Source organism: Streptomyces sp. NBC_00249, from assembly GCF_026342355.1.
Lineage (GTDB): Bacteria > Actinomycetota > Actinomycetes > Streptomycetales > Streptomycetaceae > Streptomyces.
Window position 1 is genome coordinate 106,175 of record NZ_JAPEMV010000002.1, and the last position, 24,156, is coordinate 130,330.

Annotated in this window: 22 protein-coding genes and 1 pseudogene; 3 read left to right on the plus strand and 20 right to left on the minus strand. The window is 71.8% G+C overall.

The annotated features are described in order from the left end of the window. Positions 1-107 precede the first annotated feature (107 nt). The 13 genes and pseudogenes from OOK31_RS09285 to proS form a co-directional block, all read right to left on the minus strand. Positions 108-416, minus strand: a complete 309-nt coding sequence (locus tag OOK31_RS09285) for a DUF2469 domain-containing protein (RefSeq protein ID WP_003965949.1) — start codon at positions 414-416, stop codon at positions 108-110. Between the two features lie 55 nt (positions 417-471). Continuing rightward, a complete protein-coding gene (locus OOK31_RS09290) occupies positions 472-975 on the minus strand; it encodes an NUDIX hydrolase (protein ID WP_267011960.1) in 504 nt (167 codons plus the stop codon). Then, positions 965-1,747, minus strand: coding sequence for a signal peptidase I (gene lepB, locus OOK31_RS09295; RefSeq protein WP_267011961.1), 783 nt, complete (start codon positions 1,745-1,747; stop codon positions 965-967). The genes OOK31_RS09290 and lepB (OOK31_RS09295) overlap by 11 nt, the downstream gene beginning before the upstream one ends. Positions 1,748-1,789: 42 nt before the next feature. Continuing rightward, entirely contained in the window at positions 1,790-2,686 is an 897-nt protein-coding gene (gene lepB / locus OOK31_RS09300; RefSeq protein WP_267011962.1) for a signal peptidase I, read from the minus strand. Beyond that, positions 2,658-3,570 (minus strand): annotated as a pseudogene (gene lepB / locus OOK31_RS09305) (signal peptidase I); the annotation flags it as partial. The pseudogene lepB (OOK31_RS09305) and the gene lepB (OOK31_RS09300), both read right to left, overlap by 29 nt. A 184-nt stretch (positions 3,571-3,754) precedes the next feature. Beyond that, positions 3,755-4,498 (minus strand): signal peptidase I, encoded by a 744-nt coding sequence (gene lepB / locus OOK31_RS09310; RefSeq protein WP_267011963.1) that lies wholly within the window; start codon positions 4,496-4,498, stop codon positions 3,755-3,757. Between the two features lie 44 nt (positions 4,499-4,542). Further along, a complete protein-coding gene (gene rplS / locus OOK31_RS09315) occupies positions 4,543-4,893 on the minus strand; it encodes a 50S ribosomal protein L19 (RefSeq protein WP_030227407.1) in 351 nt (116 codons plus the stop codon). A gap of 133 nt (positions 4,894-5,026) precedes the next feature. Next, entirely contained in the window at positions 5,027-5,848 is an 822-nt protein-coding gene (gene trmD, locus OOK31_RS09320; RefSeq protein WP_267011964.1) for a tRNA (guanosine(37)-N1)-methyltransferase TrmD, read from the minus strand. Further along, positions 5,848-6,435 (minus strand): ribosome maturation factor RimM, encoded by a 588-nt coding sequence (gene rimM, locus OOK31_RS09325; protein ID WP_267011965.1) that lies wholly within the window; start codon positions 6,433-6,435, stop codon positions 5,848-5,850. Before rimM ends, trmD begins: the two co-directional genes overlap by 1 nt. A 77-nt stretch (positions 6,436-6,512) precedes the next feature. Next, a complete protein-coding gene (locus OOK31_RS09330) occupies positions 6,513-6,752 on the minus strand; it encodes an RNA-binding protein (RefSeq protein ID WP_007266827.1) in 240 nt (79 codons plus the stop codon). 2 nt (positions 6,753-6,754) lie between these two features. Then, positions 6,755-7,195, minus strand: a complete 441-nt coding sequence (gene rpsP, locus OOK31_RS09335) for a 30S ribosomal protein S16 (RefSeq protein WP_267011966.1) — start codon at positions 7,193-7,195, stop codon at positions 6,755-6,757. A gap of 189 nt (positions 7,196-7,384) precedes the next feature. Further along, on the minus strand, positions 7,385-7,981 hold the full coding sequence (locus OOK31_RS09340; protein ID WP_266573716.1) for a hypothetical protein: 597 nt from the start codon (positions 7,979-7,981) through the stop codon (positions 7,385-7,387). Positions 7,982-8,218: 237 nt separating this feature from the next. Continuing rightward, complete coding sequence (gene proS, locus OOK31_RS09345) at positions 8,219-9,631, minus strand: proline--tRNA ligase (RefSeq protein ID WP_267011967.1); 1,413 nt, start codon at positions 9,629-9,631, stop codon at positions 8,219-8,221. Positions 9,632-9,762: 131 nt separating this feature from the next. Between proS and OOK31_RS09350 the strand changes: the two genes are divergently transcribed. After that, positions 9,763-10,443, plus strand: coding sequence for a methyltransferase type 11 (locus OOK31_RS09350; RefSeq protein ID WP_267011968.1), 681 nt, complete (start codon positions 9,763-9,765; stop codon positions 10,441-10,443). A gap of 25 nt (positions 10,444-10,468) precedes the next feature. Here OOK31_RS09350 and ftsH read toward each other — a convergent pair whose 3' ends face one another. The 6 genes from ftsH to OOK31_RS09380 form a co-directional block, all read right to left on the minus strand. After that, positions 10,469-12,388, minus strand: a complete 1,920-nt coding sequence (gene ftsH / locus OOK31_RS09355; RefSeq protein WP_267011969.1) for an ATP-dependent zinc metalloprotease FtsH — start codon at positions 12,386-12,388, stop codon at positions 10,469-10,471. Between the two features lie 136 nt (positions 12,389-12,524). Continuing rightward, entirely contained in the window at positions 12,525-14,099 is a 1,575-nt protein-coding gene (gene ffh / locus OOK31_RS09360) for a signal recognition particle protein (protein WP_267011970.1), read from the minus strand. A gap of 225 nt (positions 14,100-14,324) precedes the next feature. After that, on the minus strand, positions 14,325-16,763 hold the full coding sequence (locus OOK31_RS09365; protein ID WP_267011971.1) for a [protein-PII] uridylyltransferase: 2,439 nt from the start codon (positions 16,761-16,763) through the stop codon (positions 14,325-14,327). 17 nt (positions 16,764-16,780) lie between these two features. Further along, positions 16,781-17,119, minus strand: coding sequence for a P-II family nitrogen regulator (locus tag OOK31_RS09370; RefSeq protein WP_267011972.1), 339 nt, complete (start codon positions 17,117-17,119; stop codon positions 16,781-16,783). Beyond that, a complete protein-coding gene (locus tag OOK31_RS09375) occupies positions 17,116-18,462 on the minus strand; it encodes an ammonium transporter (protein ID WP_267011973.1) in 1,347 nt (448 codons plus the stop codon). The genes OOK31_RS09370 and OOK31_RS09375 overlap by 4 nt, the downstream gene beginning before the upstream one ends. 229 nt (positions 18,463-18,691) lie before the next feature. Then, a complete protein-coding gene (locus OOK31_RS09380) occupies positions 18,692-20,185 on the minus strand; it encodes a hypothetical protein (protein WP_267011974.1) in 1,494 nt (497 codons plus the stop codon). 408 nt (positions 20,186-20,593) lie between these two features. Between OOK31_RS09380 and OOK31_RS09385 the strand changes: the two genes are divergently transcribed. Continuing rightward, positions 20,594-21,262 carry a bifunctional DNA primase/polymerase gene (locus OOK31_RS09385; RefSeq protein WP_267011975.1) on the plus strand — a complete coding sequence of 223 codons (669 nt, stop codon included), beginning with the start codon at positions 20,594-20,596 and terminating at the stop codon, positions 21,260-21,262. Positions 21,263-21,345: 83 nt separating this feature from the next. Here OOK31_RS09385 and ftsY read toward each other — a convergent pair whose 3' ends face one another. Beyond that, positions 21,346-22,551 carry a signal recognition particle-docking protein FtsY gene (gene ftsY / locus OOK31_RS09390; RefSeq protein ID WP_267011976.1) on the minus strand — a complete coding sequence of 402 codons (1,206 nt, stop codon included), beginning with the start codon at positions 22,549-22,551 and terminating at the stop codon, positions 21,346-21,348. 132 nt (positions 22,552-22,683) lie between these two features. Between ftsY and OOK31_RS09395 the strand changes: the two genes are divergently transcribed. Then, positions 22,684-24,153, plus strand: a complete 1,470-nt coding sequence (locus OOK31_RS09395; protein ID WP_267011977.1) for a cytosine permease — start codon at positions 22,684-22,686, stop codon at positions 24,151-24,153. The last annotated feature ends 3 nt before the right edge of the window (positions 24,154-24,156 follow it).

The following is a 24,156-nucleotide window of genomic DNA, read 5'->3' on the forward strand; positions in this document are numbered from 1 at the left end:
CTCCCGCGTCCCCGCCCACCGTGTGGATCTTGGTGGACAACCGGGGCGTTGTGGACAACCCGCTCACCCTCAGGAGTGATCCCGGGCCGTCAGCCCCCTCGGTGCCGTCAGCCGCCCGGCAGTTCGAGGTCGCTCTTGTTGAGCTCCTCGATGTTCACGTCCTTGAAGGTCAGCACCCGCACCTGCTTGACGAAGCGGGCGGGCCGGTACATGTCCCAGACCCAGGCGTCCGCCATCGACACCTCGAAGAACACCTCCCCCTGGACCGAGTGCACCTGCATCTCGTAGTCGTTGGTGAGGTAGAAACGACGTTCGGTCTCGATCACGTACTTGAACAGCCCGACGACGTCGCGGTACTCCCGATAGAGCTTCAGCTCCATCTCGGTCTCGTACTTCTCGAGGTCCTCGGCGCTCATGGCATGTTCCCCTTCAGCCGTGCGTCCCCCTATTGTGCGCCAGCGCCGTGCGCCCCTAAACGATTTCCGGGGGCAGGACCACCGGAGCACCCGGGGGACCCTCGTCGAGCAGTGTGCGAAACAGCTCGGCGAGCTTGGTCGGGTACACCGTCTCACGCGCCGCGAGAAGTTCCTCGGAGGTCCACCATCTCGCCCCGGTGACGCTGCGCCGCTCCAGCTCGGTGAGCCCGTCCATGGCCGTGGCCGTCCGGTCGGTACGGGCCAGGAAGTACCACTCGTCCTGCTCCCAGCGCCTCCCGTCGAAGGGGAAGGCGCAGTACCGGTGCCACAGGACCGGCCCCAGCTCCACCTCTGTGATCCCCGTCTCCTCCGCGAGCTCGCGCAGCGCCGCCTGCTCCCGGCTCTCGTCCCCCTCCAGCCCGCCGCCGGGGGTGAACCACCAGCTGTCGCCGGGGTCGGCCGGTTCGAAGCCGTGCAGCAGCAGGATCCGGTCCTCGGGGTCCAGCAGGATCACCCGGGCCACCTTGCGGGGCTCCGCCCCGGACGGCTCAGCGGGCACCGGCGCGCTCCCGCCGCCCGAGCCCCAGGACGCGTACGAGCGGCCCGTACGCGGCTCCCAGGAGCACCAGCGCGGCTCCGGCCACCACCGCCGCCACCTGGAGCCGCAGCGGGCCGGGGCTGGAGACGCCGCCGGGCAGGGCGGCGTACGGCGCGGGCCGCTCCAGCATGCTCATCGAGGGCCACGCCACCGCGTCCACCCGGGCCTCGACCGCCGAGCGGGGGACGGTGCCCTGTCCGGCCTCCTCGAGGTGCGCCCGGGAGTCCAGGGACCCCCCGCGCCGGTCGCCCATCAGGAAGAGGTTCCCCTCGGGCACCTTCACCTCGAACCGCCTCTGCGAGGCCCCCACCGGAGGGGCGCCCGCGACGGTCTCCTCAGGGGCGAGGTACGGCTCGTCCAGTTCCTTGCCGTTCACGGTCAGCCGGCCGCCCTGACCGCAGCAGGCCACGGTGTCGCCGCCGACGGCCACCACCCGCTTCACCATGGGCGAGGCGCTCCACACGGAGTCCTTGAAGACGACCACGTCGCCGCGGTGGACCTCGGCGCCGTCGATCCGCTGCGCCAGCACCCGGTCGCCGGGACGCACCGTCGGCACCATCGAGTCCGTCGGCACCGTGTACGGCTGGTACAGGAGCGCGCCCCAGCCGAAACCGCCGACGAAGAGCACGAAGCCGATGGCCACGACGATCCCCGACAACGTGTTGCCGAGGCCGCCGCGGCCATCACCGGTACCGCGTATGGAATTGCTACCGCTTGCCCGCGTTCCGCCCATTGCAGCGCCCCCACCTCGGAGATCGTCGACCTGGGCGGCACCCTACCCGGCGGTACGGGCCTTGGTCAGCCTCCGCCTGCGCCACAGGACCACGGGCACCGCGCCCACCAGCCCGAGACCGGCCGGGCCGAGCCCGACGGGCGCCAGCCCGGCGGCTCCGAGACCCAGCGCGGTGGCCTTGGCCTGGTTGCCGATGCCCGGCTGGTCGAAGGTGTCCGGGACCGGCAGGGTCGACCAGCGGGTCAGCGGCCACGCGACGACCACGGCGCGCCCGACGACCTTGTCCACGGGCACGAAGCCCTGGGTGACGTCCTGCTGGTGGTAGCGGGAGTCCTGGGAGTTCTGCCGGTGGTCGCCCATCACCCAGATCTTGCCCTTGGGCACGGTGAGCGGACCGAACGGGAAGTCGTCGCACGGGGTGTTGCCGGGGAAGATGTACGGCTCGTCCAGCGGCTTGCCGTTGACGATGACCGGTCCCGACTTCTTGCACTCCACGGTGTCCCCGCCGATGGCGATGGTCCGCTTGATCAGGTCCTTCTCCTCGGCCGACGGCATGAGGCCGATCCAGCTGAGGGCCTTCTGCGCGAAGTTCGGCTCCGGGGTGATCTCGTTGGCCAGCCAGGAGGCCGGGTCGTGGAAGACGACGACCTCACCGCGCTCGGGCTCCGAACCGAACCACGGGGTGAGCTTGTCCACCAGGACCCGGTCACCGCGCTGCAGCGTGTTCTGCATCGAGTCGGACGGGATCGAGAAGGCCTGCACCAGGAACGTCTTGATCAGCAGAGCCAGCAGCAGCGCGATACCGATGAGGAGCGGGAGTTCCTTCCAGAAGGAACGGTGCGGGCTCGCCTCGGCCTCGCCCTCCTCGGTCCCGGGCTCGACGGCGTCGTCGGGGCGCTCCTCGCCCTCGTCACGTCCGGACCGTGCGCCTACCGCCACGTCCCCCACATCCACTCCTCAGTCACGAATCGCCGCCCACGCCTGATCAGGCAGGGGCCCTCCCCTCCCTTAACGAGCGGGAGTTCCCTAAGGCGCGGGAGACCGAGGACACACTATGCGAACGGCACGCCCCGTCTGCGCCCACCAGCCACGCGTCGCCGCGCGCGACGGGCCGGATCCGGCACCGAGAGGAAGGTCTCGGGCTGCTCCAGCTTCCGCCAGTGGTCGAACGGCCAGGCGATCACCACGGCCCGGCCGACCACGCCCTTCTCGTCGATGGTGCCCTCGAAGGCCTCGTCGAGGTGGTAGCGGGAATCGGCCGAATCGGCCCGGTGATCACCCATCACGAAGATCCGCCCGGCGGGCACCAGCACCTCGAAGAGGATCTCCGAAGGGACGTTGCCGGGTGACACGTACGGCTCATCGAGCGGCGTTCCGTTGACGGTCACCCGCCCCCTGCCGTCACAGCACTTGACGGTGTCGCCGCCGACGCCGATGACCCGCTTGATCAGGTCCTGCTCGTCGGCCGAGGGCAGCAGGCCGATGAAGGTCAGGACCTGCTTGACCTGCTTGACGCCGGCCGGGTCCTGGGCGGGCCGGGCCGCCTCGCCCCTCAGCCAGCCGCCCGGGTCCTTGAAGACGACGACCTGACCCCGCTCGACCTTGGAGCCGAACCACGGGGTCAGCTTGTCCACCAGCACCCGGTCGCCGATCCGGATGGTCTGCTCCATCGAGCCGGAGGGGATGAAGAAGGCCTGCACCAGGAAGGTCTTGAGGACCAGGGCTATGCACAGCGCCACCGCGACCAGCAGCGGGAGCTCCCCGACCCGCCGGGTACGCCGGCGCCGCCGGACCTTGCGCGCCAGCCGGCGCCGCTCGGCCCGGCCACCACCCTCCCCGGCCCCGGCCTCGGCCCCCGGCTCCGCCGAAGGCACAGCGGGACGTACAGGAGGTACGGGCGGTACAGGAGGTACGGGCGGTACGGCAGGCAGCGGCTCGGACGCGCGCGGCTCGGACGCCACCCGCCGCCCGGGCTCCCGCCCCCGGCCGCCCCGCGAGCGGCCACGGCTACCCATGCGAGCCCCCGCCGGCTCCGGCCCCCGGCACCGAACCCCAGCGCGGGACCGGCCAGCCGAGCCAGTCGGCCCGCCCGATCACCTTCTCCACCGGCACCATCCCCCCGCCCGGCTCCCCCAGGTGGTCCCGCGAGTCCCGGGACTGGGACCGGTGGTCACCCATGACCCACAGGGTCCCCAGGGGTACGACGATCCGGAAGGGCACCTTCGAGGGAGCGTCCCCGGGGTAGAGGTACGGCTCTTCCACCGGGACCCCGTTGACCGAGATCCGGCCCCCCGCGTCGCAGCACACCACGTCGTCCCCGCCGACCCCCACGACCCGCTTCACGAAGTCGGTGTCGGAGGGCTCCGCCAGCCCGAGCGCCGAAAGGGCCCCGCGCAGGGCTTCACCGACCGGGTTGCCCCCGGCCCGCTCCCGTACGAAGGACCCGGTCCCGTCGAAGACCACCACGTCGCCACGGGCCGGCCGATCGCCGAAACGGTACGCCAGCTTGTTGACCAGGATCCGGTCCCCGACCCGCAGCGTCGGCTCCATCGAGCGGCTCGGGATCAGGAAGGGCTGGACCACGAAGTTGCTGAGCAGCAGCAGGAAGACGGTGCACACCGCACCGAGCGCCGCGGCCCGCCGCCAGGAGCACGTGAACGGACGCCACCGGGAAAACGCAGAACGCGGCCGCCCCTCCCCCTGTTCGGGGGAGGAGTGGCCGCGCTGTGTGAGCTCTGCTTCGGTGTCCATCGGGGGCGAGCCTATCCGGCCGTCCCCGGGATCCGGAGAGGAGATCAGCGGTCGCGCTTCTCCTTGATCTTCGCGGCCTTGCCGCGGAGCTCACGGAGGAAGTACAGCTTGGCGCGACGCACGTCACCACGGGTGACGAGCTCGATCTTCTCGAAGATCGGGGAGTGGACCGGGAAGGTACGCTCCACGCCGACGCTGAAGGAGACCTTGCGAACGGTGAAGGTCTCGGAGACGCCAGAGCCCTGGCGACGGATGACAACGCCCTTGAACTGCTGGATACGGGAGCGGTTGCCCTCGATCACGCGGACGTGCACGTTGATCGTGTCACCCGGGCGGAAGGCCGGGACGTCGGTGCGCAGGGAGGCGGCGTTGACGCCATCGAGCAGGTGAGACATGTTGTTCGTCTGCTTTCTTCGCACGACGCCACAGGTCGCCGGTGCGGATTTCCGTAGAGAATTCGGGAGCCGTGTCACTCGGCGGGCGACGGTCCCCCTGTGGCAGGGGCGCCCGCGAGCACACAGCAGCCGCCTATTCTTCCACGGCTCCGGGCCTGCGCCAAAATCGGCCGTCGGCGGTGGGCCGCCAGCCCAGGATGCTGAGGATCTCCCGGTCCTTCTTGTCGAAGGCGGAGGCCTCGCAGCGCTCGATCAGGTCCGGGCGGTTGCGGGCGGTCCGGCGGAAGGCCTCGTCGCGGCGCCAACGGGCGATCTTCCCGTGGTGGCCGCTGAGCAGCACCTCGGGGATGCCGCGCCCGCGCCACTCCGGGGGCTTGGTGTAGACGGGCCCTTCGAGCAGGTTGGCCATCTCGCCGGGCGCGAAGGAGTCGTCGCGGTGCGATTCGGCGTTGCCGAGGACCCCGGGGAGCAGCCGGGCCACGGCCTCGGTGACGACCAGGACGGCGGCCTCGCCGCCCGCCAGGACGTAGTCGCCGATGGAGACCTCGTAGACCGGCATGCGCGTGGCGTACTCGTCCATGACCCGGCGGTCGATGCCCTCGTAGCGCGCGGGCGTGAAGATCAGCCAGGGGCGCTCGGAGAGTTCGACGGCCAGTTCCTGGGTGAACGGCCGGCCACTGGGCGTGGGGACGACCATGACCGGACCGTGCGCGCCGCTCTCGTAGCCGTCGGCCAGCGCGGAGTCCAGGGCCTCGCCCCAGGGGTCGGTCTTCATGACCATGCCGGGGCCGCCGCCGTAGGGGGTGTCGTCGACCGTGTTGTGCCGGTCGTACGTCCAGTCCCGCAGGTCGTGCACGTGTACGTCGAGCTGCCCGCGGGCCCGCGCCTTGCCGACGAGGGAGACGTTCAGCGGTTCGAGGTACTCGGGGAAGATCGTGACGACGTCCAGCCGCATCAGGCGTCGCCCTCGCCCTTGGCCTCACCCTCGGCCTCGTCCTCGGCCTCGGCGTCACGCGCGGAGGCGACCTCGGCGCGGTCGTCGATCAGCCCGGGCGGCGGGGTGATGACGCAGCGCTGCTCCTCCAGGTCGATCTCGGCGACGATCTCCTCGACGAAGGGGATCATCACCTCGGTGCCGTCGGGACGCTCCACGATGAAGAGGTCCTGCGAGGGCAGGTGCGAGATCTCGGTGATCCGGCCGATCTCGGTGCCGTCCTCCAGGACGACGTCGAGGTCCATCAGCTGGTGGTCGTAGTACTCGTCGGGCTCGGCCGGCAGCTCGGAGGGGTCCACGTCGGCGATGAGCAGGATGTTGCGCAGGGCCTCGGCCCCGGTGCGGTCCTTGACGCCCGCGAAGCGGAGCATGAGCCGGCCGCTGTGCACCCGTCCCGTCTCGATGGTCAGCGGACCCGCCGACGCCGGTTCGGTCCGCAGGACGGCGCCGGGCCCGAGCCGCAGCTCCGGCTCGTCGGTCCGCACCTCGACGGTGACCTCACCCTTGATCCCGTGGGCGCGGCCGATCCGCGCGACTACCAGCTCCACTATCTCTCCTGTTCAGACGACGACGGGCCGGGGCGGGCGCAAATGCCCTCCCCGGCCCGTGCCGGTGATTCAACTGCTCAGCGGACCTGGTCCACGTCGACGAGGTCGACGCGGATCCCCCGGCCGCCGATGGCGCCCACGACGGTACGCAGTGCACGCGCGGTGCGGCCGTTACGGCCGATCACCTTCCCGAGGTCGTCGGGGTGTACCCGGACCTCGAGCACCTGACCGCGGCGCAGGTTGCGCGAGGCGACCTGCACGTCGTCGGGGTTGTCCACAATGCCCTTCACGAGGTGCTCAAGAGCCTCCTCGAGCATGATCAGGCCTCGGTCGACTCGGCGGCGGCCTCAGCCTCGTCCGCCTTCTTGTCGGCCTTCTTCGCCTTCTGCGTGATGGCTTCGCCCTTGGCCTCGCCGATGCCCTCGAGGGCCTTGGCGAACTCGTCGAAGGAGCGACGCTTGCTCTCCTTCGTCTCCGGCTGCAGCAGCGGCGCGGGGGCGGGGAGGCCCTTGTGGGCCTGCCAGTCACCGGTCAGCTTCAGGATGGCGAGCACAGCCTCGGTGGGCTGGGCACCGACCGAGAGCCAGTACTGCGCACGCTCGGCGTTGACCTCGATGCGCGACGGGTTGTAGGTCGGCTGGTAGATACCGATCTCTTCGATCGCGCGACCGTCCCGGCGGGTGCGGGCGTCGGCGACGACGATGCGGTAGTGCGGCTGGCGAATCTTGCCGAGGCGCTTGAGCTTGATCTTGACTGCCACTGGAGTGGTGTCTCCTGAACTTGACGTGGTTGGGCACATGAGATGCCACGTGGGGTTGCGGTACTCGGGTGCCCGATGGACGCGTCAGCCGGAGGAGAGAGGGGTCCTATGCGACTGTCGAGTACAGCTGTCCATTGTGCCATACGCCTGCCGCACGCTCGGCCGGGAGGTTCCGCCCCGGCCGCCCGGTCAGGAAGCCGCCGCGGTGGCGACCTCCGGGATCCGGAACGGCTTCATGCAGCCGCCGCACACGATCGGCGCCTGGGCCAGCACGGAGGGGACCACGCGTACGTTGCGCCCGCAGTCGCAGACGGCCTTGACCCGTACACCCCCGCCCGAGGAGCCGTGGCGGGCGGCCGGGCCGCGGAAGCTGCGCTTGGTGTCGGCGGCCGTGGCCGCGGTGTGCGCCTTCAGCGCGCGCTGGAGCCGCTCCATGGTGGGGCGGTAGCGCTTCTTCGCCTCGGGGTTGAGCGTGACCAGGGAGAAGCCGCTGCTGGCGTGCGGCTCCTCGGAGTGGTCCAGGCCCATCTCCTCGGCGATCGCGAGGAATCTGCGGTTGTGGTAGCGGCCGGCTCGCGAGGTGTCACGGACACCGCGGGCTGCGGCGATGCCGTGGACTGCCTCGTGCAGCAGTCGCTCGAAGGAGAGCTCGGCGCCACAGGCGGACGAGGACTCTCCGATCAGGGACTCGGGCGCGGCAAGGTCAGGCAGCTCGGGGTGGTACCGCTGAATGTCGGCCCACGCCTGCGCCAGCTCTGCGGCGAGAACAGGTGGTGTCGTGCTCACGTCGTGACAACGAGCAGGGGTGCCCCGGTGTTCCGATTCCGGGCCATTCCAAATTTTTTGCACGTACCAGTCAGTTCAGCCTGATGCGTCCTGACGAGGACGGGTGCGCCCATCTCAGGAGGAGTCGGTACGTAACGAGTACGACCGACGGGCACGCCCCCGGCGCGCGGCTGCAGCCGCACACCGGGGGCGTGACGTAAGGCGTACACCGGCAGGACCCTCGGGGATCCGCCCGGATCAGTACGAGCGCGCGACGATCGCGAGCGTACCGGGGGCGTCGTCCGCCACCGGGACCGAGCCGTCCTCGGCGATCAGGCAGCGTACGGAGACGGCCTGCTCGGCCAGCTTGGCCTCGCCCTCGGGACCCAGGTCGGCCCACGGGATGCGCGCCCAGCCACCGTTGACGGCCGCCTCGGCGGCCTCCTCGATGGTCGACACGTCGGAGGTACGGGCCTCACGGCGCTCGCGCGACTCGCGCAGCAGCTGGGCCTGGTCCTCCTCCAGCACCTTCGGCAGCAGGTCGGCGAGGGCGTCGATCTGCACGGGGGTCTTCCCGCCCGGGATCCGGCGGGCCAGCATCGCGGTGCCGGCCTCCAGGTCGCGGGGGCCGATCTCGATGCGCACCGGTACGCCCTTGAGCTCCCAGTCCACGGCGCGGCGGCCGAAGGGGGTGTCGACGCGGTCGTCGACGTGCACGCGGATGCCGGCGGCCTTGAGCTGGGCGCCCAGCTCGCGGACCTTCGCCACGGCCTCGTCGCCCTTGATCGCCATGACGACGACCTGGACGTGGGCCAGGCGCGGCGGGACGCGCAGGCCGTTGTCGTCGCCGTGGGACATGATCAGGCCGCCGACCATGCGGGTCGAGACGCCCCACGAGGTCTGCCAGACCAGCTCCTGCTTGCCTTCCTTCGACAGGTACTGCGTGTTGAAGGCCTTGGCGAAGTTGGTGCCGAGCTCGTGGCTCGTGCCCAGCTGGAGGGCCTTGCCGTCGCCCATCATGCCCTCGAGGGTGAGGGTGTTGATGGCGCCGGCGAAGCGCTCCTTGGCGGTCTTGCGGCCGAGCACGACGTCGATGCCGAGCACGTTCGTCATGAAGTCGCCGTAGACCTCGGTGTGGATGCGCGCCGCGTAGTCACGGGCGTCCTCGTACGTGGCGTGGGCGGTGTGGCCCTCCTGCCAGAGGAACTCGCTCGTACGGAGGAACACGCGCGGGCGCATCTCCCAGCGGACCACGTTCGCCCACTGGTTGATCAGCAGGGGCAGGTCGCGGTAGCTCTGGACCCACTTGGAGAAGTAGTCGTTGATGATCGTCTCGGACGTGGGCCGGACGACGACCGGCTCCTCCAGCTCCTTGCCGCCGCCGTGCGTGACGACCGCGAGCTCGGGGGCGAAGCCCTCGACGTGCTCCGCCTCCCTCGTCAGGTACGACTGCGGGATGAACAGCGGGAAGTACGCGTTCTGGGCGCCCACGTCCTTGATGCGGGCGTCCATCTCCTGCTGCATCCGCTCCCACAGCCCGTAGCCGTACGGTCGGATGACCATCGTGCCGCGCACCGGGCCGTTGTCGGCCAGCTCGGCCTTGTTGATCAGATCCTGGTACCAGCGGGGGAAATCCTCCGCCTGCGGGGTGAGAACGGGTGCCTTTGCCATGGCGCGAATGGTACGGCGCCGCGCGCGCCGAGCGTGAATCGGGTGGCGCGCTCCTCTGGACGCGGGGGCGAATGGGGAGTTCTCTGGCAACGGGGGCCAGGGGGCGAGACGGAATCAGGAGCGCTCTTTCGATGACACCGACGCCGACGGCGACGCTCGTCGCCCGGGACTGGGCGGAGATCCAGGAACGGATGCTGGTACCGCTGTACGAGGCGGTGTACGACCGGCTGGAGATCGGGCCGGGCGACCGGCTGCTGGGCCTCGACTGCGGGGCCGGGCTGGCCCTGCTGCTGGCCGAGGCGCGGGGAGCCGCCGCCACCGGCGTGGAGGCGGATCCGGCGCGCCGCGCGCTGGCCCGCGAACGGCTGCTGGAGGTGGTGGCGGGGCCCCCGGCGCCCACCGCGCGGCCCTACGACGTCCTGCTGGCCTTCTCGCCCGCCCCGGGCGCCCTGGACGCCGCCCTGCCGGCGGTCCGGCGGGGCGGGGCGGTGGTGCTGGCCGACTGGGGCCCGGCGGAGCGGTGCACGGTACCGGCGGTGCTGGGCGGCGGCCCGGTGGCGCGGGACCTGGACGCGGTGGTGGCGCGGGCCGGGCTGCTGCCGGACGGGTCGGGGCGGGTGTTCTGCCCCTTCGGGTACGCCGACGCGGACAGCGCCGTACGGGGCCTGCTGTCGACGGGGCTCTACGAGGCGGCCGCCGATCCGGCGCTCGCGGAGAAGGAGCTGTCGGAGGCGCTTCACCCGTACGAGCGGACCGACGGCGCCGTCTGGCTGCCGAACATCTTCCGGTACGTGGTGGCCCGGGTGGCCTGAGGCCGGCGCGGCCGGGCGGGGGCCGCTACTTCACCAGGCGGGTGATGCCCGCCGCCCGGTACGCGGCCTGCTCGTCCAGGGTCTCGTTGGCCAGGAGGGCCTCCGCCAGGGCGTCGAGCTTCGGGCGGTGCTCGCGCAGCAGGCGGCAGGCCTCCTCGTAGCACTCGTCGACGATCCGCCGCATCTCGTGGTCGACGGCGTCGAGGGTGGCGGGGGCGGCGGACAGTCCGTAGGGGCTCTGGCCGTCGGAGGGGATGGCGGTCAGGCGGCCGACGCGTTCGCTCATGCCCCAGCGGCCGACCATCCCGCGGACGATGCCGGTGACCTGTTCGAGGTCGCTCTCCGCGCCCGTGGTGATCACCCCGTAGACGGTGTGCTCGGCCGCCATGCCGCCGAGGGCCCCGATGACACGTCCGCGCAGGTACTCCTCGGTGTACGCGTACCGGTCCGCGTCCGGGGTCGACAGGGTGACGCCGAGCGCCCGGCCGCGGGGCACGATGGTGATCTTGCGGACCGGGTCGGCGCCCGGCTGGACCATGCCCAGCAGGGCGTGCCCGCCCTCGTGGTAGGCGGTGCGGCGGCGTTCCTCCTCGGACATCACCAGGGGGCGTTCCGCGCCCAGCTGGACCTTCTCCAGGGCGTCGGAGAGGTCGGCCTGGGTGACGGTGTCCTGCTTGCGCTTGACGGCCAGCAAGGCGGCCTCGTTGGCGAGGTTGGCGAGCTCGGCGCCCGTCATCCCGGGGGTCGTACGGGCCACCTGGGCCAGGTCGACGCCCGGGGCGAGGGGGATGTCCCGGGTGTGGATGCGCAGGATCGCCTCTCGGCCGCCCTTGTCGGGCGGGGAGACGGAGACGGTGCGGTCGAAGCGGCCGGGGCGGGTGAGGGCGGGGTCCAGGACGTCGGCGCGGTTGGTGGCGGCCAGGACGACCACGCCCTCGGAGCCGGAGAAGCCGTCCATCTCGGTGAGGATCTGGTTGAGGGTCTGTTCGCGTTCGTCGTGGCCGCCCATGGCGTTGCCGCCGGCGCGGGCCCGGCCGATGGTGTCGATCTCGTCGATGAAGATGATCGCCGGGGCCACCTTGCGGGCCTCGGAGAAGAGCTCGCGCACCCGGGAGGCTCCGACGCCGACGATCATCTCGATGAACTCGGAGGCGGACGCCGAGAAGAAGGGCACCCCGGCCTCGCCCGCGACGGCGCGGGCCAGCAGGGTCTTGCCGGTGCCGGGAGGGCCGGCCAGCAGGACGCCGCCGGGCATCCGGGCGCCCATGCGGTGGTAGTCCTCGGGGTTCTTGAGGAAGTCGACGACCTCGCTCAGCTCGCCCTCCACCTCGTCGATGCCCGCGACGTCGTCGAAGGTGGTGCGCTTGGCGCCCTCCAGCTCGACCGGCTTGGGCGGCGTCTTGCGTCCGAGCCCGCCGACGCCGCCGCCCATCGCGGATCCCATCCGGCGGGCGATGAGCAGCCAGAGGCCGACGAGGAGCAGCATCGGGGCGAGGGAGAGCAGCAGGTTGGCGAGGAAGCTGCGCTGTTCGACCACCGGGGAGGCGGTGACGGTGACACCCTTGGAGGTGAGGCCGGTCCACAGCTGGTCGTCGGCGAAGGCGGGCCGCTGGGTGACGAACTTGGTGTAGTCGCCCTTGCCTCCGGGGACGGGCTGCCCGGTCTTCAGCTCGCCCTGGATGGCGTCGCCCTTGGAGTAGATCTTGGAGACGTTGCCGTCGGAGACCTGCTTGCTGAACTCCGTGTAGGAGATCGTCGGCTCGTCGCCGTCGTTGAAGAACGACAGGACGACGTTGGTGATCAGGTAGACGATCAGGGCGGCGAGGATCAGGCTCCGCCAGCCGCCGGGCATCTTCTTCTTCGGCGGCGGTGCGGGCGGTGCGCCCTCGGAGCGCCAGGGGGTGTCGGCCCGGTCGCGTGGCGGTGCGGGGGTGGGGCTGGGCACGGGTGCCTCCTTATGCCGTCCTCCCGGCCGACCATAGGCGACAAATCCACCCATTGCCCCCGCAGGTGCGGGCGGGGACGCGGAAGGGCCCCCGCCGGACGTGTCCGGCGGGGGCCCTTCCTTCGGCGCTCGCGCGCTACTTCATGAACTTCTTGAACTCGTCCGGCAGGTCGAAGTCCTGGCCGCTCTGGCCGCCGCCCGCGGGGAGGCCGAACGGGTTGCCGCCCGCCGCCGGCTCGACCGCCTGCGGGCCCGCCTCGCGCCGGGCCGCGGCCGCGGCCTCCTCTTCCCTGCGCTTCATCGGGTTGCCGCTCTTGCGCTTGCCCTTGGCCTGCTTGACCTGCTTCTTCTGCCGGCCGGGGCCGCCGCCCATCCCGGGGATGCCGGGCATGCCCGGCATGCCGCCGCCCTGGGCCATGCGGGACATCATCTTGCGGGCCTCGAAGAAGCGCTCGACGAGCGCCTTCACGGCGCTGACCTCGGTGCCGGAGCCCTTGGCGATACGGGCGCGGCGCGAGCCGTTGATGAGGTGCGGGTCCTGGCGCTCGGCCGGGGTCATCGACTTGATGATCGCGGCGGTGCGGTCGACGTCGCGCTCGTCGATGTTGTTGATCTGGTCCTTGATCTGGCCCATGCCCGGCAGCATGCCGAGGAGCTTGGAGATGGAGCCCATCTTGCGGACCTGCTCCATCTGGGCCAGGAAGTCGTCGAGCGTGAACTCCTTGGGGCCCTTGGCGAGCTTGGCCGCCATCTTCTCGGCCTCGGCCTGCGAGAAGGTCTTCTCGGCCTGCTCGATGAGGGTGAGCATGTCACCCATGTCGAGGATCCGGCCCGCCATGCGGTCCGGGTGGAAGGCGTCGAACTCGTCGAGCTTCTCGCCGTTCGAGGCGAACATGATCTGCTTGCCGGTGACGTGCGCGATGGAGAGCGCGGCACCGCCGCGGGCGTCGCCGTCGAGCTTGGAGAGCACGACGCCGTCGAAGCCGACGCCGTCGCGGAAGGCCTCGGCGGTGTTGACCGCGTCCTGGCCGATCATGGCGTCGACGACGAAAAGGATCTCGTTCGGCGAAATCGCGTCACGGATGTCCGCCGCCTGCTGCATCAGCTCCTGGTCGATGCCCAGACGGCCGGCCGTGTCCACCACTACGACGTCGAACTGCTTGGTGCGCGCGTACTCGATGGAGTCCTTGGCCACCTGGACCGGGTCGCCGACGCCGTTGCCGGGCTGGGGCGCGTAGACCGCGACACCGGCGCGCTCCGCGACCACGGAGAGCTGGTTGACGGCGTTGGGGCGCTGGAGGTCGCAGGCGACGAGCAGCGGGGAATGCCCCTGCCCCTTCAGCCAGAGGCCGAGCTTTCCGGCGAGGGTGGTCTTACCGGCACCCTGGAGGCCGGCCAGCATGATCACGGTGGGCGCGGTCTTGGCGAAGCGCAGCCGGCGGGTCTCGCCGCCGAGGATCGTGACGAGCTCGTCGTTCACGATCTTGAGCACCTGTTGGCCCGGATTCAGCGCCTTGCTGACCTCTTCCCCGCGCGCGCGTTCCTTGACGTTCGCGATGAAGGAGCGGACGACCGGCAGGGCGACGTCCGCCTCAAGGAGAGCGATACGGATTTCCCGGGCCGCCGAGTCGATGTCAGCCTCGGACAGCCGGCCTTTGCCGCGCAGGCCCTTGAAGGTATTCGCCAGGCGGTCGGAGAGAGTATCGAACACGGCGCTCGTTGGTCCTTGGGGTCGGGGGCGGTGGATCGCCCTCCAGAGTATCCGGCCCCGCAAACGAATCGACCTCGCCTGCCGGATCCGGCAGGCGAGGTCGTATCCCCGCAGTGGCGGGGAGCATCATCGGCGACGCCGTCAACCCTGACGACATCCTCGGGTCATCCCCGGATCAGCGGGGAGCACGTCGTGCTCAACGACCTGCTGAGGCGATGGTTACGGTCATCCCAGCGCCACCTGGACCGAGGCCGCCAGCGCCGCCGCGTCCGCCTGCGGCAGGGGTTTGCCGTTGTTGTCGACCACGTACACGGTGTCGACGGCGTTGGCGCCCAGGGTCGAGACGTGCGCGCTGCGCACCCGGACCCCGGCCGATTCCAGGGCGCGGCCGATGCGGTGGAGCAGGCCCACGGCGTCGGGGGCGCGGACCTCCAGGACGGTGGCCAGGGAGGAGACCTCCGGGACGACCGTGACGCGCGGCGGCGGGGGGACGACCCCGCGCCGGCGCGGGTACGCCGCCTCGCGGCCGGCCAGCTTCGCCGGTACGTCGAGCGACCCGTCCAGCGCCCGGATCAGGTCGGTCCGCAGCCGGGCGGCCTGGGGCAGCGCCCCGAACTCGGCGGCCACCCGCCAGCGCAGCACGAGCACCTCCCCGGGCAGGTCGGGCAGCTCCAGGGAGCGCAGGTCGGCCGCCCGTACGGTCAGCCGGTGCAGGGCGAGCACCCCGGCGGCGGCCGGGAGCACCCCGGGCTGGTCGGGTACGGCGACGACGAGCTCGACCCCGACGGCGTCGTCCTCCTCCTGGCGGGCGTGCAGCGCGAGGACGGGTTCCCCGGTGCGCAGCGCCTCCACCGCCAGGCGTTCCTGTTCCGTGGTCGGGATCTCCAGCTCTGCGGCGGGGTGCGGGGCGCCGCGCAGCAGGGCGGCGGCGCGGGCGACGAGGTCGGCGACGAGGGAGGCCCGCCAGGTGCTCCAGGCGGCGGGGCCGGTGGCCAGGGCGTCGGCCTCGGTGAGGGCGTGCAGGAGTTCCAGCGTGCCGGTGGAGCCGACCGCTTCGGCGACCGCTTTGACGGTGGCGGGGTCGTCGAGGTCGCGGCGGGTCGCGGTCTCGACGAGCAGCAGGTGGTGGCGTACGAGCACGCCCAGGACGGTGGTGTCCTGCGCGTCGAAGCCCAGCCGGGCGGCGACGTCGCGGGCGATGGTCTCCCCGGCCACCGAGTGGTCGCCGGGCCAGCCCTTGCCGATGTCGTGCAGCAGGGCCGCCATCAGGAGCAGGTCGGGGCGGCTCACCCGGCGGGTCAGCGCGGAGGCCCGTACGGCCGTCTCGATGAGGTGCCGGTCCACGGTCCAGGTGTGCACGGGGTTGCGCTGCGGCCGGCACCGCACCCGTTCCCAGTCGGGCAGGAGGCGGCTGATCAGGCCTTCGGCCTCCAGGGCCTCCCACACCGCGACGGTCGGCTCGCCCGCGCCGAGCAGGGTGACCAGCTGTTCCCGCGCCTGCGCCGGCCAGGGCACGGGCAGCGGCCCGGCCTGCGCGGCGAGGCGGCGGACGGCGTGCGGGGAGACGGGCAGCCCGGCCTGCGCGGCGGCGGCGGCGAACCGCAGGGGCAGTACGGGGTCCCGGTCGGGCCGGGCGGCCAGGGCGAGGACGGCCTCCCCGTCGGACTCCACCACTCCGTCGGCGAGCGGCGCCCGCTCGGCCGCCGGGGCCCCCCGTGTCCCCAGCAGCCCGCGCAGCCTGGGCCGGGCGGCCCTCGCCCGCAGCACCCGGCCGACCTCGCGCCAGGTGACGTCCCCGGCGTAGGCGACGACGCGCGCGGCCTCGTACACCTCCCGCAGCAGGGCGTCGGCGTCGAGCAGCCCGAGCCGGGCAGCGACCTGGGGCTGTTCCTGGAGGGCGAGCCGGTCGGTCGCCCGGCCCGTGACCAGGTGCAGCGCGTCCCGCGCGTCCAGCAGCCGCCGCCGGGCCTCGGCCAGTCCCTCGCGCGGGGCGTCGGCCAGCCAGGACGCGGCGACGGCCCGCAGGGCGGTGGTGTCGCGGAGCCCGCCGCGGGCCTCCTTGAGGTCGGGCTCCAGCAGGAAGCGCAGTTCCCCGGCGCGCTCGGCGCGCTCCCGGCACAGGGAGTGCAGCTGCGGCAGCCGTTTCACGGCCTGGTTGCGCCAGTCGGCCAGGACGGAGGTGCGCAGTCCGGCGAGCAGTCCGGCGTCGCCGGCGACGAGCCGGGCGTCGAGCAGCCCGAGGTGCGCCTTGAGGTCCTCGGCGGCGGTCCTGCGGGCTTCGCCGGGGGTGCGTACCGAGTGGTCGAGGGCCAGTCCGAGGTCCCAGACGGGGTACCAGAGGCGGTCTGCGAGCGCGGCCAGCGCCTCGGGTTCGGCCCTGCCGTCGTGGAGCAGCAGCAGGTCGAGGTCGCTGCGCGGGGAGAGTTCGCCGCGCCCGTAGCCGCCGACGGCGACGAGGGCGGCGCCGCGGACGCCGGTGTCGCGGGCGGCCTGCCCGTACAGGCCGGCGAGCCACTGGTCGGTCAGTGCGGACAGCGCGGAACGCCGCGAGGGCCCGGACCGCGACTCCTCCTGGAGGAGTCGCAGCCGGGCCGCGGCGTATCCGCTGGGTCCCGGGTCGGCGGGCTCGTGCCCGCCGTCCTTGGTCTCTTCGACGCTCGTCACCCAGCAGCTCCCTTCGCCTAGAGCGCGTCAGCGCCGCGCTCGCCGGTGCGGACCCGGACGGCCGAGTCCACGGGGACGCTCCACACCTTGCCGTCGCCGATCTTGCCGGTGCGGGCGGCCTGCACGATGACGTCGATCAGCTGCTCGGCGTCGTCGTCGTCGACGAGCACCTCGATGCGGATCTTCGGTACGAGGTCCACGGTGTACTCGGCGCCGCGGTAGACCTCGGTGTGGCCGCGCTGGCGTCCGTAGCCGCTGGCCTCGGAGACGGTGAGCCCGTGGACGCCGAAGGCGTGGAGGGCTTCCTTGATCTCGTCCAGCTTGTACGGCTTGACGATCGCGGTGATCAGCTTCATGCGTCGACCTTCTTGCTCGCGGCGGCAACGGGGGCGGTTACGGCGGTGCTGCGCGGGGCGGCGCCGCCGCCGGCCCCGCTGAAGTCGTAGGCGGTCTCGGCGTGCTCGTTCTGGTCGATGCCGGAGACCTCCGCGTCCTCGGTGACGCGCATCCCGATGGTCTTGTCGAGGAGGAGGGCCAGGACGGCGGAGACGACGAGGGAGTAGGCGAGGACGGCGAAGACGCCGATGGCCTGCTTGCCGAGCTGTTCGAGTCCGCCGCCGTAGAAGAGGCCCGCGGCGTCGGACTGGACTCCGCCGGTGGCGAAGAGGCCGACGAGGAGGGAGCCGGCGACGCCGCCGACGAGGTGGACCCCGACGACGTCGAGGGAGTCGTCGTAGCCGAACTTGTACTTGAGGCCGACGGCCATGGCGCACAGCACACCGGCGATGGCACCGACCGCGATGGCGCCGAGCGGGCTGACGCTGCCGCCGGCGGGGGTGATGGCGACGAGGCCGGCGACGGCTCCGGAGGCGGCGCCGAGGGTGGTGAAGGAGCCGTGGCGCAGCTTCTCGTAGCCGAGCCAGGCGAGCATGGCGGCGGCGGTGGCGACCTGGGTGTTGACGAACATGACGGCGCCGACGCCGTCGTCGTTGCCGAGCCAGGATCCGGCGTTGAAGCCGAACCAGCCGAACCACAGCAGGCCGGCGCCGAGCATCACGAGCGGGAGGCTGTGGGGGCGCATCGGGTCCTTCTTGAAGCCGACGCGCTTGCCGATGACGAGGATGACGCCGAGGGCGGCGGCGCCCGCGTTGATGTGGACGGCGGTGCCGCCCGCGAAGTCGATGACGCCGAGCTCGAAGAGCCAGCCGCCGGCGCCCCAGACCCAGTGGGCGACGGGGAAGTAGACGACGGTGACCCACAGGCCGGTGAACAGGACCCAGGCGCTGAACTTGACGCGGTCGGCGAGGGCGCCGCTGATCAGGGCGGGGGTGATGACGGCGAACATCAGCTGGAAGACGGCGAAGACGTAGACGGGGATGGTGTAGCCGTCCCACAGCTCGGTGATCCCGATGCCGCTGAGGCCGACGTAGTCGGAGTTCCAGCCGATGACGGAGCCGGAGTCGGTGCCGAAGGCGAGGCTGAAGCCGTAGAGCACCCACAGGATCGTGACGATCCCGAGGCTGACGAAGCTCATCATCAGCATGTTGAGGCTGCTCTTGACGCGGACCATGCCTCCGTAGAAGAAGGCGAGTCCCGGGGTCATCAGCATGACCAGGGCGGAGCAGATGAGCATGAACCCGGTGTTCGCGGCAGACAGTGTCGGGGCGTCTGCCGCGAGGGTCGTGATGGCTGATGCCATCGGCGTCTCCTCGTCGTCGGTACGTTCGCGTGCGGGCGACCGTGAAAACCTGAGCGGCGCAAGGCGTAGGCCTGGGGGGCGGGCCTGGGGGCTGGCCGGTTATTGGCCCTGAGATTCGCGCAGGCCGGTTTCCGGCGGCGCCGCTGGGTGTTTCGCGCCGATGACGAAGAGGTCGGACGTGTTACGCGTCCATGAACGGGCCGGGTACGGGTCCGGGCCCGGGGGCGCCTCAGACCGCTTCGGCGGCCTCGGGGAGGCGGGAGGCGAGGAGGTCGGTGAGGCGGACCACCTCGGCGACGTCGCCGTACTCGCGGGCGGCGGTGTCGACGGTCTTGCGGAGCCGGGTGTTCACCCGTTCGGAGCGTACTTTTCGCGCCACGTCGAGGGCCTGGTCGACGAGGACGGTGGCCTGCTCGGGCTCGCGCTGGAGGAGGTGGACGGTGGCCATGCCGATGAGGTTCAGGGCGTACGAGCGCTGGTGTTCCTCGTCCTTGGCGAAGAGCTCGACGGCGCGTTCCATGACCGGTTCGGCGAGGGAGGCGTAGGTGGGGCTGCGGCCGGCGACGTAGGCCAGATCCCGGTAGGAGTGGGAGTTCTCGCCGTTGAGTTCCGCCTCGGAGAAGAAGCGGATCCAGTCGGGTTCGGGCTCGCCGCCGAAGCCGACGTCGGAGAAGGTGTCCTCGGCCATCCGTACGGCGCGCTTGCAGCGGCTGGGCTGGCCCATGTTGGCGTAGGCGCGGGCCTCCATCGCATACAGCATGGCCTGGGTGCGCGGTCCGGCGCAGTCGCGGCTGCCGTACTGGGCGAGGTGGATGAGTTCCAGGGCGTCCTCGGGGCGGCCGAGGTGGATCATCTGGCGGCTCATGCTGGAGAGGATGTACGAGCCGAGGGGTTTGTCGCCGCCCTCCTTCGCGGCGTGCAGCGCGAGGACGAAGTACTTCTGGGCGGTGGGGTGCAGGCCGATGTCGTAGCTCATCCAGCCGGCGAGTTCGGCGAGCTCGGCGGCCACCTTGAAGAGCCGTTTCATGACGGGGGCCGGGTGGTTCTCCTGGAGCAGGTCGGTGACCTCGTGGAGCTGTCCGACGACGGCCTTGCGGCGCAGGCCGCCGCCGCACTGGGCGTCCCACTGGCGGAACATCACGGTGGTGGCTTCGAGGAGGTCGAGCTCGGGCTCGGAGAGCCGGGGCGGCCGGTGTCCGCCGAGCGCGCCCGCCGGCCCGCCCTCGGTGCGCGGTCCCGGGTCGGCGGCCGGGACCGGTACGAGCCAGCGCTGCATGGGCTCGATGAGGGCGGGGCCGGCGGAGAGGGCGAGCGAGGTCCCGAGGAAGCCGCGGCGGGCCAGCATGAGGTCGCTGCGGGAGAACTCGCTGAGCAGTTCCACTGTCTGCGGGCCGGCCCAGGGCAGGTCGACGCCGGAGACGGAGGGGGTCTGGTGGGCGGTGCGCAGGCCGAGCTGTTCGATGGCGACGACGGAGCCGAAGCGTTCGGAGAACAGCTCGGAGAGGATGCGGGGCACGGGTTCGCGGGGCTGTTCGCCGTCGAGCCAGCGGCGTACGCGCGAGGTGTCGGTGCTGATGTGGTGGGCGCCCATCTGGCGGGCCCGGCGGTTGACCTGGCGGGCGAGTTCGCCCTTGGACCAGCCACTGCGGACGAACCACGAGGTCAGCTGGTCGTTGCGGTCGGCCGCATCACCGCTCGTTCCGCTTGCGCCACTGCCGCTCACTGGGAACGCCCCCATCCGCATCGCCTCTTCACACGAAACCCTGGCCGGGGTGGCGACCGCGGCCGGGGACCTTCACAGGTCCTCCACGGATTGCCTCCGGCATACCCACGGTCGGGCGCACCTTCCAGGTTCGTGCACCGAAAGTAATCCTACGATCACCCCGTCGGCGAGGTCGATTCCAGAAACGCCACCATTCGCCACCCCTTCGAATGAACTCGCCACCTGCCAGGCGCGATTCACTTGACACGAAGGCGGAACGGAACGGTTGGACGGGAGTGCGCCAGGGGCGCGCGCGGCGAGGAGTGCGCCGGGCGGCCCCGGTGGACGAGGCTCCGCACCCGGCCCCGCGACCGGTCTCGCCGACGTCGTAACCACCGGCGCGTCCGACCCGTTGGAGGGGGCATGGGCATGGGCTTCACGATCGGCGGCAGCCGCAGCACCAAGGAGTTCCGTTCCGGCGTCCGGCGCCGCGGCCGGACCTCGGAGTGCACGGCGGTGGCGGAGTACACCGGACTCTGGGGCTGGGACGCGGTCCCCGGCGCCCGCGCCGCGGCTCCGGCCCGCGACTGCTCCTGCGGTCATACGAACTGCGGTGCGCCGGGGGCGCATCCACTGGACTTCGCTCCGACCGTCCCGGGCGGCGCCACCCTCGACGAGGTCTCCGAGATCTGGGGCGAGTACCCGGGCGCCTCGATCCTCCTCCCCGTCGGCCGCTCCTTCGACGTCATCGAGGTCTCCGAGGAGGCCGGGCGCCGGGCCCTGGTCCGCATGGAGCGGATGGGCCTGCCGCTGGGGCCGGTGACGGCGACCCCGGACGGCCGCGCGCAGTTCTTCGTGGCCCCGGGGGCGGCGGCCGAGCTGCCGCAGCTGCTGTACCGGATGGGCTGGGACGACGCCGATCTGGACCTGCGCGCCCTGGGTCACGGCGCCTTCCTGACGGCCCCGCCCTGCGACCACGCGGGCCTCGGCCCGGCCGGCTGGCTGCGCCGGCCCGCGCTGGACAGTGCCGGCGGCCCCCCGCAGGCCCGGCTGCTGCTCGGCACCCTCGCCTACACCTGCCACCGCTTCCGCCGCTGAGCCCTCCGGACACGGCCGTGCCCCCGGGTCCTGGACGGACGCGGGGGCACGGGTACGCGTAGGGCCTGCTCGGCCGGAGCGTGTCAGTCGCCGATGAGGGCGTCCACGAACGCCTCCGGCTCGAAGGGGGCCAGGTCGTCCGGGCCCTCGCCGAGGCCGACGAGCTTGACCGGGACGCCCAGCTCGCGCTGGACGGCGATGACGATGCCGCCCTTGGCGGTGCCGTCGAGCTTGGTCAGCACGATGCCGGTGATGTCCACGACCTCGGCGAAGACGCGGGCCTGCGTCAGGCCGTTCTGGCCGGTGGTGGCGTCGAGGACGAGCAGGATCTCGTCCAGCGGGCCGTGCTTCTCGACGACGCGCTTGACCTTGCCGAGCTCGTCCATGAGGCCGGTCTTGGTGTGCAGCCGGCCGGCGGTGTCGATGAGGACGACGTCCGCGCCCTCGGCGATGCCCTCCTTGACCGCGTCGTAGGCGATCGAGGCGGGGTCCCCGCCCTCGGGGCCGCGCACGGTGCGGGCGCCGACGCGCTCGCCCCAGGTCTGGAGCTGGTCGGCGGCCGCCGCGCGGAAGGTGTCGGCGGCGCCGAGGACCACGCTGCGGCCGTCGGCGACGAGCACCCGGGCGAGCTTGCCGGTGGTGGTGGTCTTGCCGGTGCCGTTGACGCCGACGACCATCACGACGGCCGGGGTGTCGACGCCGCTCTCGGTCTTCACCGCACGGTCGAAGTCGGTGCCGAGGAGGGCGACCAGCTCCTCCTTCAGCAGGGCGCGCAGATCTGCGGGGGTGCGGGTGCCGAGCACCTTGACCCGCTCGCGGAGGCGGTCCACGAGCTCCTGGGTCGGTGCAACACCGACGTCGGCGATGAGGAGGGTCTCCTCGATCTCCTCCCAGGTGTCCTCGTCGAGGTGCTCGCGCGAGAGCAGCGTGAGCAGCCCCTTGCCGAGCGAGTTCTGGGAACGGGCGAGCCGCGCGCGCAGCCGGACCAGGCGGCCGGCGGTGGGCTCGGGCACCTCGATCTCGGGTGCGGCCGGGGCCTCGGTGACGGGCTCGGCGGCCGGGGCCTGCGCGTCGGGGAGGGTGACCTCCTCGATCGTGCGGCGCGGCTCTTCGACCGTCGGAGCGGCGTCCTCCCCCACCTGCGGTTCGGCGGGCGGGGCAGTGATGGTCGGCGTGCTCGGCGGCGCCGTGGGGGGCAGCTGCTTCTTCTTGCGGCTGCTGACCACGAGCCCGCTGATCGCGCCGACCGCGACCAGGGCGATGACTACAGCAAGGATGAGGATTTCCATAACGCTCCCAGTATCGGCCACCTCCGGGAACCTTTCGGAGGTTGCGGGAGGGCATTAGTCCTCTATTTGTGGTTTTCGGGGCGAATCTACGATGATGGGCGACTCCCCCTCCCCCAGCCCCCGGAGTAGCTCATGCCTGCCGAGCCCGCCGACGGCGCGATAGCCGCCCCGGCCGAGAAAGCCGTCGAGACCCGCGGGCTGGAGCCCGTGCCCGACGGGGAGCGCGGGGGGCGGGTGCGCGAGCTGGTCCCCACGTGGGTGGCCGCGAACATCAGCGTGCTGCTGCTCACCATGGGCGCCGGACTGGTGATCTTCAACAAGCTCAACATCTGGCAGGTGCTCGTCGTCGCGGTGGCCGCGCCGGTGCTCTCGTACGGGATGGTCGGCCTGATCTCCCTCGCGGGCAAGCGCGGCGGGGCGCCCGGCATGGCGCTCTCGCGGGCCGTCTTCGGCCAGCGCGGCAACCTCTTCCCCGGCGCCCTGATCTGGGTGGCCCGCTGGGGCTGGGAGACCATCAACGCGGTCAGCGGGGCCTACGCCGTCCTGACCGTGCTCGACCTGCTCTTCGGGGTGAAGAGCAACACCGCCCTGATCGTGGTCACCCTGCTCTTCTTCGTGGGCTGCACCTTCGTGGTCTCGGGGCTGGGCATCAACGCGCTGCGCGTCTGCTCGAAGTGGTCGACGTACCTCTTCGGCGGCTTCAGCGTGCTGGTCCTGGGCTACCTGGTCCTCACCACCGACTGGTCGGCGGTCCTCGACAAGCCGGCCGGCTCCACGGCGATGATGATCGCGGGCATCGGCACCATCGCGGCGGGCGGCATCAGCTGGGTGCCCTCGGGCCCGGACTTCACCCGCTACCTGCCCCGTACGGCCTCCTCCCGGGGCGTGGTCGGCGCGACGATCGGCGGCGCCGGCGTGGTGGTCCTGCCGATGGTGCTGATGGGCGCCGTGATGGCGGTCGGCACCCCGGACCTGGCGACCGCGCAGGACCCGGTCTCCTTCATCGGCGAGCTGCTGCCGACCTGGATCGCGGTCCCGTACCTGCTCGTCGCGCTCGTCGGCATGCTGCTGATCAACTCGATGTCCATGTACTCCGCCGGCTTCACCGCGCAGACCCTGGGCATCAAGGTGCCGCGCGCCTGGGCGGTCAGCGTCAACGCCGTCATCAGCCTGGTCTTCGGCTTCCTGCTGATGGTGGTGGCGACCAGCTTCTTCGGATCGTTCATCTCCTTCCTGACGCTGCTGGCCGTGGCCTTCTCCGCCTGGATCGGTGTCTTCGGCGTGGACATGCTGCGCCGTGAGACCTACGACGGCCCCGCGCTGCTGGACGCCACGCCGAGCAGCGCCTACTGGTACCGGGGCGGCTTCGCCTGGCAGGCGATGACGGCCTGGGGCGCGGCCCTGGTGGTGGGCACGCTGTTCACCGAGGTGGACTGGTTCAGCGGGCCGCTCGCCTCCACCTGGATCGGGCGCAACGGCCTGGGCTGGGTGGCGGGCATCCTCACCTCCGGCCTGCTGTACGCCGTACTGCCGCGCACGGCGGCGGCGGACGCGCCCGCCCCGGCCCCGGAGCGCGAGACCGCCGGATCCCTGTCCAACTGACGC